This window comes from Chryseobacterium sp. CFS2 (assembly GCF_036543225.1).
Classification (GTDB): Bacteria; Bacteroidota; Bacteroidia; order Flavobacteriales; family Weeksellaceae; genus Chryseobacterium; species Chryseobacterium culicis_A.
The window spans coordinates 340,197-356,297 of the sequence record NZ_JAZHQU010000006.1 but is presented as its reverse complement, the minus strand read 5'-3'; the positions used below and the strand labels follow the sequence as shown (position 1 = coordinate 356,297).

At 35.5% G+C, this 16,101-nt stretch carries 16 protein-coding genes and 1 tRNA gene; 3 read left to right on the top strand and 14 right to left on the bottom strand.

Annotated elements, in window-relative coordinates; all coding sequences use genetic code 11:
• Positions 1-17: 17 nt before the first annotated feature.
• The 10 genes from ODR02_RS16390 to thrA form a co-directional block, all read right to left on the bottom strand.
• Complete coding sequence (locus ODR02_RS16390) at positions 18-851, bottom strand: glycosyltransferase family 2 protein (RefSeq protein ID WP_209787330.1); 834 nt, start codon at positions 849-851, stop codon at positions 18-20.
• 317 nt (positions 852-1,168) lie between these two features.
• Complete coding sequence (locus ODR02_RS16385; protein WP_309512794.1) at positions 1,169-1,348, bottom strand: hypothetical protein; 180 nt, start codon at positions 1,346-1,348, stop codon at positions 1,169-1,171.
• Between the two features lie 555 nt (positions 1,349-1,903).
• Positions 1,904-2,347 carry a CPBP family glutamic-type intramembrane protease gene (locus ODR02_RS23605; RefSeq protein WP_408915625.1) on the bottom strand — a complete coding sequence of 148 codons (444 nt, stop codon included), beginning with the start codon at positions 2,345-2,347 and terminating at the stop codon, positions 1,904-1,906.
• 92 nt (positions 2,348-2,439) lie between these two features.
• A tRNA-Cys gene (locus tag ODR02_RS16380) sits at positions 2,440-2,510 on the bottom strand.
• A 58-nt stretch (positions 2,511-2,568) separates the two neighbouring features.
• Positions 2,569-3,066, bottom strand: coding sequence for an RDD family protein (locus ODR02_RS16375; protein ID WP_309512793.1), 498 nt, complete (start codon positions 3,064-3,066; stop codon positions 2,569-2,571).
• A 41-nt stretch (positions 3,067-3,107) separates the two neighbouring features.
• Positions 3,108-4,472, bottom strand: coding sequence for a DUF4403 family protein (locus ODR02_RS16370; protein ID WP_309512792.1), 1,365 nt, complete (start codon positions 4,470-4,472; stop codon positions 3,108-3,110).
• A gap of 35 nt (positions 4,473-4,507) precedes the next feature.
• Positions 4,508-4,876: a dihydroneopterin aldolase gene (folB, locus tag ODR02_RS16365; RefSeq protein WP_209787340.1), complete on the bottom strand. Its 369-nt coding sequence runs from the start codon at positions 4,874-4,876 to the stop codon at positions 4,508-4,510.
• 4 nt (positions 4,877-4,880) lie between these two features.
• On the bottom strand, positions 4,881-6,185 hold the full coding sequence (thrC, locus tag ODR02_RS16360) for a threonine synthase (RefSeq protein WP_209787342.1): 1,305 nt from the start codon (positions 6,183-6,185) through the stop codon (positions 4,881-4,883).
• 15 nt (positions 6,186-6,200) lie between these two features.
• Positions 6,201-7,127, bottom strand: a complete 927-nt coding sequence (locus ODR02_RS16355; RefSeq protein ID WP_309512791.1) for a homoserine kinase — start codon at positions 7,125-7,127, stop codon at positions 6,201-6,203.
• Between the two features lie 10 nt (positions 7,128-7,137).
• Complete coding sequence (gene thrA / locus ODR02_RS16350; protein WP_309512790.1) at positions 7,138-9,585, bottom strand: bifunctional aspartate kinase/homoserine dehydrogenase I; 2,448 nt, start codon at positions 9,583-9,585, stop codon at positions 7,138-7,140.
• Between the two features lie 333 nt (positions 9,586-9,918).
• Between thrA and ODR02_RS16345 the strand changes: the two genes are divergently transcribed.
• Positions 9,919-10,116: a bacteriocin-like protein gene (locus ODR02_RS16345; RefSeq protein ID WP_309512789.1), complete on the top strand. Its 198-nt coding sequence runs from the start codon at positions 9,919-9,921 to the stop codon at positions 10,114-10,116.
• A 65-nt stretch (positions 10,117-10,181) separates the two neighbouring features.
• Positions 10,182-10,391, top strand: coding sequence for a bacteriocin-like protein (locus ODR02_RS16340; RefSeq protein WP_105681426.1), 210 nt, complete (start codon positions 10,182-10,184; stop codon positions 10,389-10,391).
• Positions 10,392-10,672: 281 nt separating this feature from the next.
• Here the strand turns inward: ODR02_RS16340 and nadA are convergent, their stop codons facing one another.
• The 3 genes from nadA to ODR02_RS16325 all read right to left on the bottom strand — a co-directional run bounded on the left by nadA (position 10,673) and on the right by ODR02_RS16325 (position 13,312).
• On the bottom strand, positions 10,673-11,692 hold the full coding sequence (gene nadA, locus ODR02_RS16335; protein ID WP_034694934.1) for a quinolinate synthase NadA: 1,020 nt from the start codon (positions 11,690-11,692) through the stop codon (positions 10,673-10,675).
• A 110-nt stretch (positions 11,693-11,802) separates the two neighbouring features.
• The gene (gmk, locus tag ODR02_RS16330) at positions 11,803-12,369 is read right to left on the bottom strand and encodes a guanylate kinase (RefSeq protein WP_105681423.1); all 567 of its coding nucleotides are present in this window, start codon (positions 12,367-12,369) and stop codon (positions 11,803-11,805) included.
• Positions 12,370-12,454: 85 nt separating this feature from the next.
• Positions 12,455-13,312, bottom strand: a complete 858-nt coding sequence (locus ODR02_RS16325; RefSeq protein ID WP_105681422.1) for a YicC family protein — start codon at positions 13,310-13,312, stop codon at positions 12,455-12,457.
• Between the two features lie 174 nt (positions 13,313-13,486).
• Here ODR02_RS16325 and miaA point away from each other — a divergent pair, with 174 nt between their 5' ends.
• On the top strand, positions 13,487-14,404 hold the full coding sequence (gene miaA / locus ODR02_RS16320; protein ID WP_209787348.1) for a tRNA (adenosine(37)-N6)-dimethylallyltransferase MiaA: 918 nt from the start codon (positions 13,487-13,489) through the stop codon (positions 14,402-14,404).
• A 211-nt stretch (positions 14,405-14,615) separates the two neighbouring features.
• Here miaA and ODR02_RS16315 read toward each other — a convergent pair whose 3' ends face one another.
• Complete coding sequence (locus tag ODR02_RS16315; RefSeq protein WP_209787350.1) at positions 14,616-16,028, bottom strand: efflux transporter outer membrane subunit; 1,413 nt, start codon at positions 16,026-16,028, stop codon at positions 14,616-14,618.
• Positions 16,029-16,101: the final 73 nt, after the last annotated feature.

The following is a 16,101-nucleotide window of genomic DNA, read 5'->3' as shown; positions in this document are numbered from 1 at the left end:
TGAGTAGCATTTTTTGTTTATATATTATCTAAAGTAACTTTTATTTTGCTGATCAGACGGTGCATTTTGTTGGTCTGGTAATTCAGAAGTTCATAAATTTCATTTGAACTGGTGAAAATTTCAGGAACAGCTTTATGATTAATCGTTTTGAGTCCCCGTCTTTTCATGGTATCATGGATCACTCTTGCAAATGATTCTTTTGCACTTTGTTTTGCTTTATCCTGAGAAATTCCATTGGAGTGAAGCCTGTAAAGATACAAAGGTTCCTTGAGGTATTTTACTTCTCCCTGTTCCAGTATTTTCAGATAAAGATCCTGATCTACTGCATTTTTTAGGTTTGTATTAATTCCTGCAGTTCTTAAATAAACTTTTCTTTTAAAGGTAAAAAGATGGGCAAACTGAATGGGACAGTTGAAGAAATATCGATTGTTATAAATCTGCTTCGTACCCGCGTATACTTTTTCCGGAACAAGATTTTCATTACAGATCATCATTTGAGAGTATACGGCGGCCAGAGCATCTCTGTTCATAAATTCCAGCGCCACTTTTTCCAGTGCTTCCGGATAAAGAGCATCATCCGGATCCAGATAAGCACATAAATCACCCTGAGCATATTTCATACAATTGGCCTTGGTAGATCCACAGCCTTCATTAACTGAATGATGATACAGTTTAAAACGGGAATCATCTTTTATCAGAGACTGTATGATTTCAACCGAATTATCTGTAGAGGCATCATCAATAATAATCGCTTCCCAGTTTTCATAGGTTTGATTGATTAATGAATCATAGCACTCCTTGAAATAATTTCCATTATTATAGTTGGCTATAAGTATAGAGAAACTTATCACGTCATTTTGAATTAATAATGTAAAATTATAAAATAATATATGCGAAAAACATAACCTCAATCATTATATATATATTTTTTTTTTCTTATATTCTTCCAACTGTAAGAGCAAGATATTTTTTAGATGCATTGATCAAAATAGAAGCAATACATTATTTACCTGCAACGATGACAAGAATATACACAAAGGGTTTTTATTATTGTCTTTTTTTGAGAAATAAAGCTGATAGTCCGGAAATCCTGTATTTAAAAGAAGTAATAATTTTATGATTATACTCATAAAATAAAAAAAAAGACTGGTATATCTTTGACTAAGAATTAAAAGATAAAATAATTTTTATCTCTGATATAAAATTTTTTTTCATCATTTGTGTTTTTTGAGGCCTCCATTTCTGGGGGCTTTTTATATATGAAAGAAAATGCTATAGAACTGTAAATTCCAGATGATATTTTTCCTTTAGCATCATGAAATTTTTTATTAGAAATTTTTTGTGCCATAATGGTTTTCCATGTTAGTGGATGGAGGCAATTATAGAAAAAAGTGTGTCAATTTGTTTAGTGAATTTTCTTTTTTGTGGCTGATCGGTATTTTAAAAAATTTTTATGTCCTGAATGTAAATTTTATTTTATTAAAATGTAAATTATTTTTTTTTTAATACTTTTGCCGGAGCGTTAGATTTATCTGAACTTATTATAGATAATTATGAAGTCGTTTTTAAAGTATCATTAAAATCGATTTAAAATGCTGAATTGGTTAAAATGGTGCCATAAAAAGAAATTAACTTTTTTTCTTGAAATTGTTATTCTTGGCACGATTTTTCAATATAGAAATGTAACTCATGTTTAATTTGAGTTTTCATGGTTATTAGTTTTTATCCTCGGAATTTCCGGGGATTTTTTTTATTCCCATATGACGCTGCTCATAAAAGTATGTTGGATTAATCCTCTATTTTTGAACGAGATAATTTTCTATCCATCATTACTTTTTTACATTATTTATCAAGCTCTTCTTTGAATGGGAAGGGCTTTTTTATATCATTAAAAATGGAACAATCACATGATGAATAAGAAACCATAAAGATTATATAGCAAGTGGAAAAGCACTGTTAGAATAAAACTGTATTGATGGGTGTGCTGATGGTAATAAACATAAAGATTATTTAAAATAATACCTCCAAAAAATGTCATAACAATATACAACCCATTATAATAGTGCATGGATGCGAAAATAATACTCATTATGATTATACAAATTGCTTTATTATTGATCTTTATCCATTTACTTAAAATCAAATAGGGGAGATACTGAAATAAAAAAGTTTCCAGAAAAGGCGAGATGAATATGGCAATGAAGTTGAGTTCGTCTTTCGAAACATTGATGGGTGTATTCTGATGTACATCAAAATGAAAATAGACATCATTTATGTAATTAAAAAAATATCCATTCAACAGTGCAAATACAAATGAAATGAAGAAGAAGATTATGTTTTTTTTCATGAGTAATAGGATTGATAAAAAAGAGAATGAGATATAAAAAATAATGAGACTAAAAACAAAAAAACCTCTAAATAACTTAGAGGTTTTTTCTGAGGTACCTAGCGGATTCGAACCGCTGTAGATGGTGTTGCAGACCACTGCCTAGCCGCTCGGCCAAAGTACCATTTTTACCATTTTTGAGGTGTGCAAATATAGCGAAATTTCTTTATGAACAAAAGTTTTTAAGCAAATTCTTTCTTTCCAAGGTCTTCTATTTCGCTTTTTGCTTGAATTTCAGCGTAATAATTTTTAACATTAATTACCCTCGTATCACTCCAGCTGTCATGCCATCCGTTTACACCCAGAAATGAAAGCCCATCGAAAGGGACAATTCTGGAAAGGCTTCTGTACATCATTTGCTGGGTAGTAGGTTTTGTACCATCTGTACTGATTACTTTGGTGCCTGTAATATATTTTGCAACGGTTCTGCCTCCTAAATAGTTTTCCATCAGAAAGTAATAAAGGAAATAATTGAAATTTCCAATAAATAGCTGCCATACTATATTTCCATTACTATAGTAGTAGAAAAACTCCATTGAAGTTACTTCATAAAGAAAATAAGCAAGAATAGAAAGGATATAATTAATAGCGTATAGCATTATAAAATCGAGAAAATAATTGGCAAGCCTAATCCCTGACGAGGCTTTATTGTATTCAACAACATTTAGAATTCTTTTCATGGTTCGGTTATTAGTTTTTTAGTTTGGTTTTATCTGATGTTTTAGAATCCGTTGACAAGCAGTTTAAGTGAAGCATTGGTATCAATAACGGCTGTAATGCCAGTATTGCTGAGTAGTATTTTGCTGGGCTTCAGGTTGAATACTTTCCCGTTCATTTTTAATCCCTTATAGTATTCTTTATTGAAGGCCTCTTCAATACTTTTTCTTGAAGTTTCTTCCAGTTCTTGGGTGGGAATTCCATATTCTTCTTCAATCATTTTTACAATTTTTCCCTGGAATAGGAGTGAAGCCGTTTTTTGCAGGATATTGGTCGTTTTCAGTTTAAATTTCGTTTCCGATAAAACAATTTTTCTTTTTGTTTCATCGTATACCGGAATTCCTGAAATGATGGAAGTTCCTTTAATATAGCCATCGGTTTGAGCTTCAATGACCACTCTGTTATCAACCCCATAGACTCTGATGTCCGTTATTTTTACTTTAGAATCACGTACATCAAATTCTTTATTCAGAAAGGTTTTTCTTGCCATATTACTTGCTTCTGTAAATGGAATATTGGCCGTAGTCTGTAAAATGAATTTGTCTGCAACAGTAGGAGTGGTGTTAAAATTGGCAACACTGGTCACTGGTGAAGAAGCTGTAGGTTTATTTCCTGTAAAAGTTTCAGAAAATATATCAACACCAAGGGTTGCATTGATCTGGTTTCCATAAAACTTTAAAGGGGTAATATTAACTCCTACAGGGCTTACTTTAAGCCATGTATTATATTCTTCTGAAATATTAAAGGGCTGCAGAAAAGTATTCCATGCCATTAAAGCATATTGCTGGAAATTCAGTTGTGTCGCCATTTGCTGATCTATCGTTTTACAGAATTTTTCCTGTTGTTCCTTTAGACTTTTTTCAACAATAGAGGTAATAGGAATCTGGATTCTTCCATAATCAAGTACCGGCTTGGTTACCCATCTGAAACCATTGGGCCGGGTATTCGTAGTAATGGTCCAGTTATTTTTAAAAGTAACGGTTGTATTGAAAGACATTACTGTTTCAAAAGTGGTATTCTGATACGTATATACTCCCAAAGTACCGATCCCTTTTTCTGCCCATATTTTTAAAGGAACTTCAATCAGCAGGTTCTGACTGGTTCCTCCTACAAGACGGATAGGTCTTGTTTTCCATACTTTCACTTTAAATTGGTCATTGTTATTATCAGTATAGGAATCATCCTGATAAACCAGATCTTTCACAGAAGCGTTGATCATATTGCTCAGTTCCGAAAGAGGAATCGTCACAGGCATTGTAATACTGGACTTTATCTTTGGAAAGGTGTACGCTGCCAGCTGATTCTCAACACCCGTCTGACCGAAAGCACTGATTCCTGCAGCTAAAAATAATATTTTAACGAATTTCAATTTGTATGTTTTTTAATGAAACGAAAATAAGCAATTTAATTTTCCGGTTTAAAGCTCTTTTCAAGCTCTATGCTGGCACCTTTCATTTCTCCCTGCATGGGTGGAGCTGTTTTGGTGATTTTTAATTTAATATAATCAACCTGTGGAAAGCTGTCATGAATTTTTGTGATGATTCTTCCTGCTACATGTTCCAGTAATTTGGATTTTATTTTCATTTCCTGGTGGAGAATATCATTGATGTCTGCATAACTGATAGTGTCATGCAAATCATCAGATTCTGCTGCTTTCCACAGATCGGTATGAACTTCTGCATTCAGAATATAATAGGTCCCGATAATATTTTCTTCAGGAAGTACACCATGGTACGCATATATTCGTACATCTTCAAGATATATTTTGCTCATTGCTTCAGATTTTATGAAGCAAAAATCGTCTTAATTCTTCAAAATCTGAATTTATTTCTACAGTTTTTTTCTCCTTTTTCATCAGCTCATTTAAAGATTCCGGAATTTCAATCTGAGTATGAATAGCATTTTCCACAGCATCAGGGAATTTTACCGGATGTGCAGTTCCTAGAATAAATCCTTTTTCATCAGGATTTTCCTGCAGATACTGTTCCATTGCGGCAAAAGCAACCGCACTGTGAGGTTCCAGAATATATCCGTATTTCTCATAGACTTCTGTTATAGTGCTCATCGTTTTATCATCATCAATAGAATAAGCTGATATTTTATTTTTTAAACTTTCAAACTGATGCCCGAAAAGTTCAAGGATTCTTACAAAATTGCTTGGATTTCCAACATCCATAGCATTGGATAGGGTAGCAACTGCTTTTTGTGGCTGGTAATCCTGAGTGATAAAATAATCAGGAACTACGTGATTGGCATTACAGGCAGCAATAAAATGACTGGCAGGCAGCCCTCTGAAATGAGCAAGCAGTCCGGCGCAGATATTTCCAAAATTACCACTTGGAACACAGATTACCGGTTGTTCCTTATGATGCTGAAGCCATTGTTTCAATGCTATTAAATAATAAATCTGTTGAGGAAGCCATCTTGCAACGTTGATAGAATTGGCAGAGGTCAGAAATAATTCATTGTTGATTTCTTCATCTGAAAAAGCTTGTTTTACAAGATTTTGACAGTCATCAAAACTGCCATTTACTTCTAATGCTGAAATATTTTCTCCTAATCCAGTCAATTGCTTTTCCTGAACCGGGCTTACCCTGTTTTTAGGATAGAGAATTACTACATTGATTTGTGGAATTTTATAAAATCCATGCGCAACAGCACCGCCGGTATCTCCTGAAGTAGCTACAAGAACGGTGACTTTTTTCTTTTGATCTTTAAGAAAATAAGACAGACAACGGCTCATGAATCTTGCTCCAATATCTTTAAATGCAAGAGTAGGCCCATGAAACAATTCCAGTATAGATATCTGCTCATTGATTTTTACCAAAGGAATTTCAAAGCTGACGGTTTCTGCAACAATCTCTTTTAATACTTCTGAAGGAATTTCATCTCCCACAAAATCTCTCATGCATTGATAAGCAATTTCTTCATTGGAATACTGCTGAAGATTTTGAATAAATTCTTCAGTAAACTGAGGTATGGTTTCAGGGAAAAACAATCCTTTTTCTTTTCCCTGACCTTTTATTGTTGCTCCTCTGAAGTCAATGTTTTCCAGGTGGTCTTTTAAATTATAATATTTCATTTCTGTTTTTTGTGATTAAACTTCTTCAACGATTTGTATGCCTGACGGATTTATTTTTGACACATATACCAGGCTTTCAATTTCAATCTCATCATAGACTGATTTCATCATCCGGGCAATTTTTTCTGCAGTTTCTTTTTGTTCAGACAACATAAAAATGGATGGCCCTGAACCTGAAATTCCGCCTCCCAATGCACCTGATTGCAGACTTTTTGCTTTGATTTCGTCAAATTTCGGAATCAGAATACTGCGGATAGGTTCTATGATAACATCATTAAGACTCCGGCCAATCAAAGGGAAATCATTTTTCTGAATTCCTGCTACAAGTCCGGCAATATTTCCCCATTGTTCAACAGCACTTTTTAAGGTGATATTTTTCTTTAAAATCTGTCTTGCATCTGAAGTTTTGACTTCCACCTGCGGATGTACAGCGGTTACAAATAAATCTGGGCTGTTCAGGGAAACAATATCTATAGGATGAGTTGATTTTACCAGTGTAATTCCACCATAGATGCATGGAGCGATATTATCTGCATGGCGTACTCCTGAAGCCAGCTCCTCTCCAAACATGGCAAAATGAACCAGTTCTTCTTTTGAGAGTTTATTTCCCAATAATAGATTGGCTCCGAAGGCGGCTCCGGCGGCACTTGCCGCACTGGATCCGAGCCCACTTCCAGGTTTTATATGTTTACGGATAATAACTTCAAAACCGTTTTTCAGATTAAAATATTCCTGAATTTTTAACAGGACAATACCTGCGACATTTCTGGAAGGCTCTTCAGGAAGCCCGAAAGCATCAATATGTTTTATAATAATTTCAGGGGTTTCCAATAATCTGAATTCCATCTCATCATAAGGATCATGGACGGCCATTCCTAAAATATCAAATCCGCAAACCAGATTGGCAACAGTAGCGGGAACTTTTAATTTTACTTTTTTCATAATTGTATTTTTATATAGAACGAATAATATCTGCAAAAACTCCACTTGCTGTCACTTCAGCACCGGCACCAGCACCTTTTACCACTAAAGGTTGTTCGGAATATCTGAGGGTTTTAAAAATGACAATATTGTCTTTGCCATAAAGGTGAAACAGATCACTATCCGGAGCAATATGCTGTAACCCGACTTTTGCTTTTCCATCTTTAAATTTTGCAACGTATTTTAATATTTTGCCTTCGTTTTTTGCTTTGTTTAGCAAGTTTTTAAAATGCTCTTCATACGCTGTAAGTTTTTCGTAAAAACTGTCAACGCTTCCCTGCATACATTCTTCAGGTAGAAAACCTATGTTTTCAATGGCATCAAACTGAAGCGGATATCCTGCCTCTCTTGCCAGAATTAAAATTTTCCTTGCGACATCTGTTCCGGACAGGTCAAGTCTTGGATCAGGTTCAGTGTAGCCTTCTTTCTGAGCCTGTGCCACTACTTCAGAAAATGTTCTGCTGCCGTCATATTCATTAAATACAAAATTCAATGTTCCACTCAATACAGCCTGAATAGACTGGATTTGGTCTCCGCTTTTGATGAGGTCATTGATTGTTCCTATTACCGGAAGCCCTGCTCCTACATTGGTTTCAAAATAAAAATTACAGTTATGATTTCTTGCTGTATCTTTTAACGCTTTATATTTTTTATAATCTGAAGAGGCTGCAATTTTATTACAGGCCACAATATTTACACTTCTTTTTAATAAGCTTTCATACACTTCAGGAATGTCTGAACTTGCAGTAACATCAACGAAAACAGAATTCCTAAGGTTTCTGCGGATAATTTCATCAGCAAAATCTCTCGGAGAGGCTTTTTCACCTTGCTGGCTCCAGATAAGATAGTTTTCCTTTGACATTCCCTGATCTGAAAATATCATATGACGACTGTTGGAAATTCCTGCAATTCTAAGGTTAATTAAAAAATTTTCTTTTAAATAATCATTTTGGTCATAGATCTGTTGAATCAGCTTAGATCCTACATTCCCTGTACCACAGATATAAAGATGGATCTGTTTTATTTCAGATTCAAAAAATTCTTCATGAAGGACGTTCACTGCTTTTTTACTGTCTTTTTCTGAAATAACAATGCTGATATTTCTTTCTGAAGACCCCTGAGCAATCGCTCTTATATTGATTCCGTTATTTCCGAGGCATCCGAACATTTTGGCACTCACACCACTTCTGCTTTTCATACTTTCTCCTACCAAAGCGACAATGGAAAGCCCTGTTTCAATATTTACTGCATAAACTCTTTTCAGGTCGATATCATCAGCAAAAGAAAAATTGATTGCATGTTCAGCACGTAACGCTTCTTTTTCTTCAATAGCAATAGTGATAGAATGTTCTGAAGATCCTTGTGTAATAAGAATGACATTAATTTTTTCATGGCTTAAACATTGAAAAAGTTTTGAAGAAATACCCGGAATTCCTACCATACCGCTTCCTTCCAATGTAAGGAGAGCAATACTGTTCATATTGGAAATACCTACGGCAATCTGTTTTTCATTGTCTGAAGATTTCAGTTGATGAGAGATTAAAGTTCCCTGTGCATCCGGATCAAAAGTATTTTTGATCATCAGATTTATATTTTTTACCATCACAGGCTGAATGGAAGGTGGATAAAGCACTTTTGCCCCGAAATGAGACAGTTCCATCGCCTCATGGTAAGAGATTTCTGAAATAGGTTTTGCATTGGAAGCAAGGCGAGGATCGGCCGTCATCATTCCGCTTACATCGGTCCAGATCTGAAGTTCTTCTGCATCAATAGAAGCCGCAATAATGGAAGCAGTGTAATCTGAGCCTCCTCTTCCTAGTGTTGTTGCATTATTTTTTTCGTCTTGAGCTATGAAACCTGGACCTACAATGATATGGTTTTGATTTTCATTCAGGAAATTGATGATATTTTTTTCGGTAGAGTCAAAATCTACTTTTGCGTGAGTGAAATTACTATCCGTTCTGATCAGCTCTGCGGAATTCATCCATCCACAATCTAATCCTTCATGCTGGAGCTTTGCTGCTATGATTTTTGATGACAGAAATTCTCCATAAGAAGCGATTTTATCTTTAATTCTGTCTGTCAATTCACCAAGGACAGCGATTCCATTGCAGAGATCTTCGATATCGTTGAAGTGTTTTTTTACAAAACTTAACCATGAGCTCTGTTCTGTGATTGGGAATAGTTCTTTTACCAGACTGATATGTTTTTCCTCAAGGTTCTTGACAATCTGAATATAGTTTTCATCTTTTACTGAAGCATATTCTGCGGCTTTGATCAACTGATCAGTAACGCCATGTAAAGCTGATACAATAACAACAACTTTGCTTTTTAAAGATTCATTTTTTATGATTTTTTTCACCAGTAAGATATTCTGAGAATGGGCGACTGATGTTCCGCCGAATTTTAAAACTTTCATCAATTATTTTTTTGAAGTTGGGTAAATAGAAATGATTACTCTTAAAAAAAAGAGTACGCGTACCGGAAATAATATGTGAAAATCTACCCCGTTATGGGGTAATTGTTGTAGTTGTGAATGTAGAAACAGAAGATGTGCCTGAAATAAGTGATTTCAGGGCAGAAATATCAGATATGTTTCTTAGAAAATTCATTGTAACAAGACAAATGTACAAATTATTTTGGAACAGCCAAGTTTTTAACATAATAAAATATATTTCCTTTTTAGGAGATATATTTGGTGTAATTAATTAAAAATGTTACATTTAGAATGTTAACTAATAACGGAATAATCATGAAAAATTTAAAGAAATTAAACCGCCAACATCTGAAATCAATGAATGGAGGAGACGTGAATAACTGTTTTGAAAACTGCCTTGCCGGACCTTACGGACCTGGTGAACCAAGATCATGTGCTGATTACCATGCTTTACCGGAATGTTGTAAAGGAAGAGTCCTTGTGAGCTTTGAATGTTTTGATCCTCATTTATAAAAATAGGTTGAAATCAGATTCAGGAAAATAATCTACTTAAAAATCAAAATTTAATTAAAACGACTATGAAAAATTTAAAGAAATTAAACAGAAAAGAACTTGAAAAATTAAATGGAGCAGCAGGTCCGTCAAGATGTGCAGGATGCCCGCAACATGCTACTTTCGGAGATGGTCCTGAATATCAGTACCCATGTTCTGCTTATCAGGGACTTCCTGATTATTGCAAGATGTGTGTTCTGGTAAGTATGGAATGTGTGGACGGAGGAGTTTCTTAAAAGATAATTTGACTTTTATGAAAAATTTGAAAAGATTAAACAGAAGAGATTTGGAACAGATGAAAGGTGCTGGTGTATCAAGATGTGATGGCTGCCCTACCCACCTGGTTTTTGGGCCGGGTTCATCCAGTGATCCTTCGTGCGAGGCATATTGGACATTGTCCGAGAATTGCAGGATGTGCGTAGTTGTAAGTGCGGATTGCTTTGTTGCAGTTCCTGCAGACTAAAAATAAAAAGGGCTGGCTCAAAAAAGTAAATTCTTTCAGAGACAGCCTCTTTGTTTATTTTATGCTTTTTGAAAGATCAAGCATGGCTTCGATAGGTTTCAATGCCTTTAATCTTAATTCTTCGTCGATAAGAATTTCAGGAAGTTCATACTTCATACATAAATACAATTTTTCCATTGTATTACGTTTCATGTAGAAACATTCTGAGCAGTTACAGCTTTCATCAAAAACCAATGCAGGAATCAGTTCCTTGTGAGGAGCACGTTTTCTCATTTCGTGAAGAATCCCTTCTTCTGTAGCAATGATGAATTTCTGACAGTCATCTTTTTCTACATAGTTCAGCAGGGCAGAAGTAGAACCAATAAAGTGAGCCAGCTTCAAAACGGCTTCTTCACTTTCAGGATGTGCAATGAGTTTAGCGTCCGGATTGTCTGCTAACTGCTGAGCAATTCTTTCCATTGAAAATGCTTCGTGTACTACACAGCTTCCATCCCAAAGGATCATATCACGTCCCGTTTTCTTAGATAAATATCTTCCAAGGTTTTTATCAGGTGCGAAGATGATGGGTCTGTCTTTCGGAAGAGCTTCGATTACTGTTTCAGCATTTGAACTTGTTACGATGATATCACTTTCAGCTTTAGTTTCTGCGTTACAATTGATGTAAGTTGCAATTAAAGCATTCGGGTGCTGTTCACGCATTTTTCTTAATCCTTCTCCGGAACAACCGTCTGCCAGGGAGCATCCGGCCATGGTATCAGGAAGAACTACTTTTTTAGTTGGGTTCAGGATTTTAGCGGCTTCTGCCATGAAATGTACTCCGCAGAATACGATCATATCAGCATTTGTATCTTTTGCCTGTCTTGCAAGCTGTAGAGAATCCCCCAGGAAATCAGCAATATCCTGAATTTCTCCCGGCTGGTAATAATGGGCCAGAATAACAGCATTCTTTTCCTCTTTAAGTTTAAGAATGGCTTTCACCAATTCTTCTCCCTGAGGAATAGCAATATCTTTTATATCCAGAAATCCTCTGACAGGAATTGCAGATTTAGCTTTTTCTAATGTTTCGGTACTCATATCAACCTCAATTTTTTCTTTATAGAAGTTAGAGATTAAAAACTAGAGGTTAGTACAAAATGAGGATAATTTTCCTGACACTAAAAAAACTAACTTCTAATTTCTAACTTCTAGTTTCTTTCTATAAAACTTTTTATTAAACTTTCTATTTCTTTTTTAGCTGCATCAAGATCTTCATTGATCACGATCTTGTCAAACTCGCTGGCGTAGGTCATTTCTTCTTCTGCCTTGGCAACACGGGTTTTGATGGTTTCTGCATCATCTGTGTTTCTGGAGATCAATCTTCGTTCCAATTCTTCAATGGAAGGGGGTTCTATAAAAATAGACAGTGCTTTTTCACCAAAATATTTTTTTAGAGAGATGCCTCCTTTTACATCTACATCAAAAATAACAACTTTTCCCTGATTCCAGATTTTTTCTACTTCAGATTTTAAAGTACCGTAATATTTATCAGTGTATACTTCTTCATATTCTACAAAAGCTTCTTCAGAAATTTTCTGTCTGAATTCATCAGGTGTCAGAAAATGATAATCCACTGCATGAATTTCACTTCCTCTTGGCTGTCTTGTAGTACATGAGATTGAAAATGCCAATTCGGGAAATGTTTCCAGTGAATGCTTTACCAATGTAGTTTTTCCGCTCCCTGATGGCGCTGAAAATATAATTACTTTATCCATTTTTTACAATTTCGGGTTACGGGTTTCGAGTTGGGAGTCCATTGTTGGGAATGACAATCACGCATCTCGTAACGCGCATCTATCATTACAATACGTTTAACGTTTGTTCTTTAATTTTTTCCAGGTCATCTTTCATCATCACAACCAGTTTCTGGATTTCTGCATGATTGGCTTTAGACCCTAATGTATTGATTTCTCTTCCGATTTCCTGAGAAATGAAGCCCAGTTTTTTTCCATTGAAAGACTCATTATCCATTACTTCTTTATAATATTTTAAGTGCTGGGTAAGTCTTACCTTTTCTTCAGAAATATCAAGTTTTTCAGTAAAATAAGCCATTTCCTGATAGAAACGTGTTTCATCAACGTTTTCAAATTCTTTTAAAGATTTCTGATAACGCTCTTTCACGCTTACAATTCTTTCTTCTTCAAAAGGAATTACTTCGCCAAGATATTTGTCGATATTCTGGATATTCCTGTTCAATTCTTCATGTAAAATGCTGCCTTCAGTTTTTCTGAATTCTTCGAATTTGTTAATAGCATTATTAACAATTTTAGCCAAAGCTTCCCATTCACCATCCGTCAATTCATCTGGTCTTGATGTAATGGCATCAGGAAGTCTCACCGCCATTTTAAGGTATTCGAAATCTGGACCGTCAGAAGCTATATTTTTAAGTTCTTTGATATAAGAGTCAATTAAGTTTTTATTAATTTTTACATCATTGGACTCTTCAAGATTCTCAATATTAACGTAGCAGTCTACTTTTCCACGGATAATTCTATCGTTAAGAATTTTTCTGATTTCAAATTCTTTTTCTTTATAACGTAAAGGAATTTTAATATTCAAATCAAAGCTCTTGCTGTTCAGAGATTTAATATCTATTGTAATTTTTTTTCCTTCAAAAACATCTTCGGCTCTACCGAATCCGGTCATTGATAAAATCATAGTTTTTTATTGTTTTACAAAGATAATCATTTAAGTCTATAGTTTGGCTAATGTTGAATGGCTGGAAGATGGAGGTAGGAAGCAGGAAGATTGTGATAGATCTAATTTTAACTTCCAGCCTCCAGCTTCCATCTTCCAGCAAATTAAATAAACTCGTTTTCGTAAATTAGCGCCGTGAAAAAGAAAAATTTAATTTCTGTAGTGGGACCCACCGGAATTGGTAAAACGAGATTGGCAATTGATTTGGCTCAGCATTTCAATACGGAGATTATTTCATGTGATTCCCGCCAGTTTTTTAAAGAAATGAAAATAGGAACAGCGGCACCTTCTGAAGAAGAACTGGCGGGTGCCCCTCATCATTTTATCGGAAATCTTTCAGTGGAAGAATATTATTCTATCGGGCAGTACGAAGAAGATGCGCTTCAAAAACTTAATGAACTTTTTACCACTCATGACACTGTTATTCTTGTCGGTGGAAGTATGATGTATGAAAAAGCGGTAATAGAAGGTTTACATGATCTTCCGGAAGCGAACGCTGAAAATCAGGAGAAACTTCAGACTATGATGGAGCAGGAGGGGATAGAAAAACTTCAGGATATTTTAAAAGAACTGGATCCGGAATATTTCAATGTGGTAGATATTCACAATCATCGCAGGCTGTTGAGAGCAATCGATATTATCTGGCAAACGGATAAAAAATATTCTGAACATATTTCGGTTTCCCAGAATGGCAGAGATTTCAATGTGATCCGTATCGGAATTGAAGCGCCAAGAGAAGAACTGTATGACAGAATCAATCGCAGAGTAGATATGATGATGGAAAATGGCTTGCTGGATGAGGTAAAAGCTCTTGAAAAATTCAAGGATCTGACAGCTTTAAATACAGTAGGATATGCGGAACTTTTCAAGTATTTTGACGGAGAGTGGGATCTTGATTTTGCGGTTTCAGAAATTAAAAAAAATAGCCGCAGGTATGCGAAACGCCAGCTGACGTGGTATAGAAAGGCGGATGATATTCATTATTTACCACTCGGGTATTCTCAAAATGATTTTGAAGACTTGCTGAAATGGATTGGAGAGCAATTTCAATGATAAATTTTGCCTGAATCATTTTAAACCATGAAGAAGAATATTAAGAAAGCTTCGCATTATGAAGTATTCTTAAAAATCTATTTGATTTTTCTTAATTAAACTTAACAACTTAAATATTCTTAATGGTTTAATGATCATTTATTTCATCAATAAAATCGTAAAAAAATGCGGTCCAAAAAGAACCGCACCTTAACAAATATAATTTAATTTACTACTTCCAACCGCCGCCTAAAGCTCTGTATAAATCTACAATGCTGCTTAATCTCTGTCTTTTAATGGAAGCCAGATTCAACTCTGCCTGTAGGGAATTCCCTTGTGCTGTAATCACTTCCAGGTAATTGGCTGAACCTCCTTTGTAAAGAAGTTGTGCACTTTTAATTCCGTCTTTCAGTGTAGTGGTCTGCTCAGAGGCTTTTTGTTCCTGAATTTTTAAGTTTTCGTTTGAAACCAAAGCATCTGAAATTTCACCTACTGCATTCAGTACCGATTGGCGGAATGCCAGAACATTTTTCTCTCTCTGAATTTTTGCTACTTCCAGATCTGTTTTTAATTGTCTTTTCTGGAAAATAGGCTGGGTAAGTCCTCCTAAAACTGATCCGAATAACGAAGCCGGAATCTGGAACCAGTTATCAAATTTGAATGAATTTACCCCTCCGTTAGCGGTAATCTTCAATGCCGGATACATATTAGCCTGCGCAATACCTACCATCGCATTGGATTCTAATAGAACCAATTCCTGCTGACGAACATCCGGTCTGCGGCTTACCATAGCTGCCGGAAGTCCTGCTGTGATGTTTTGAGGTAAAGAGGTATCAGACATTTCTATGGTTCTGTTTACTTTATTAGGCAATTCACCTGTCAAAATGCTCAGTGCATTTTCCTGAATGGCAATATTCTGTTCCAGTTGGGCAATCAAAAGTTCTGTTGCCTGTTTCTGTGCGGCTGCCTGCTGAACTCCTAAAGAGGTATTATCACCACTTTCCCACATTTTTTGGGTGATCAATAGGGTGTTGCTGCTCAGTTCCAGATTGGATTTTGCAATAGCCAATTGTCTGTCAAGCATTAACAAATTATAATATCCTTGTGCAATAGCTGCTACTACCTGAGTCTGAACTGCTTTTGAACCCTCATAAGTCTGAAGGTACTGCATTCTTGAAACTTCCTGCTGGTTTTTGATTTTTCCCCAGATGTCAGCTTCCCATGAAAGGTTGAAGGCTGCGTTATAATCTTCAACATGGCTTGAACCTAAAAATAAATTTAAGCTTTGTCCGTTCATGCTGTTTTTGGAAGGTCTTGAAATCTGTCCGCTTACTCCGAATCCAACGTCCGGATATTGCATATATTTTGCCTGTTTCAGTTTTTCCTGTGAAGCAGCTACCTGTTTCAGGGCAATCTGAAGGTCATAATTATTTTTAATTCCTTTTTCAATCAGTTCCTGTAAAATAGGATCGCTGAAGAACTGTTTCCACTCCAGGTTGGCTATGCTGGCAGTGTCTGCAGTTGCGGTGTACTGGAACTTTTCCGGAAGAGGAAGCTCAGGCTCCGTGTATGCCAGTTTAGACACACACGAAACAGAGCCGATGGCCAGCACAAATGTTAGAATAATATTTTTTACTCGTTTCATAGTTTTTAAACTTTTAGTTGAATACAAAACTTAGAGAGGTCTCTATAGAGGCAAAAATTGTCTTTAGTAGGAG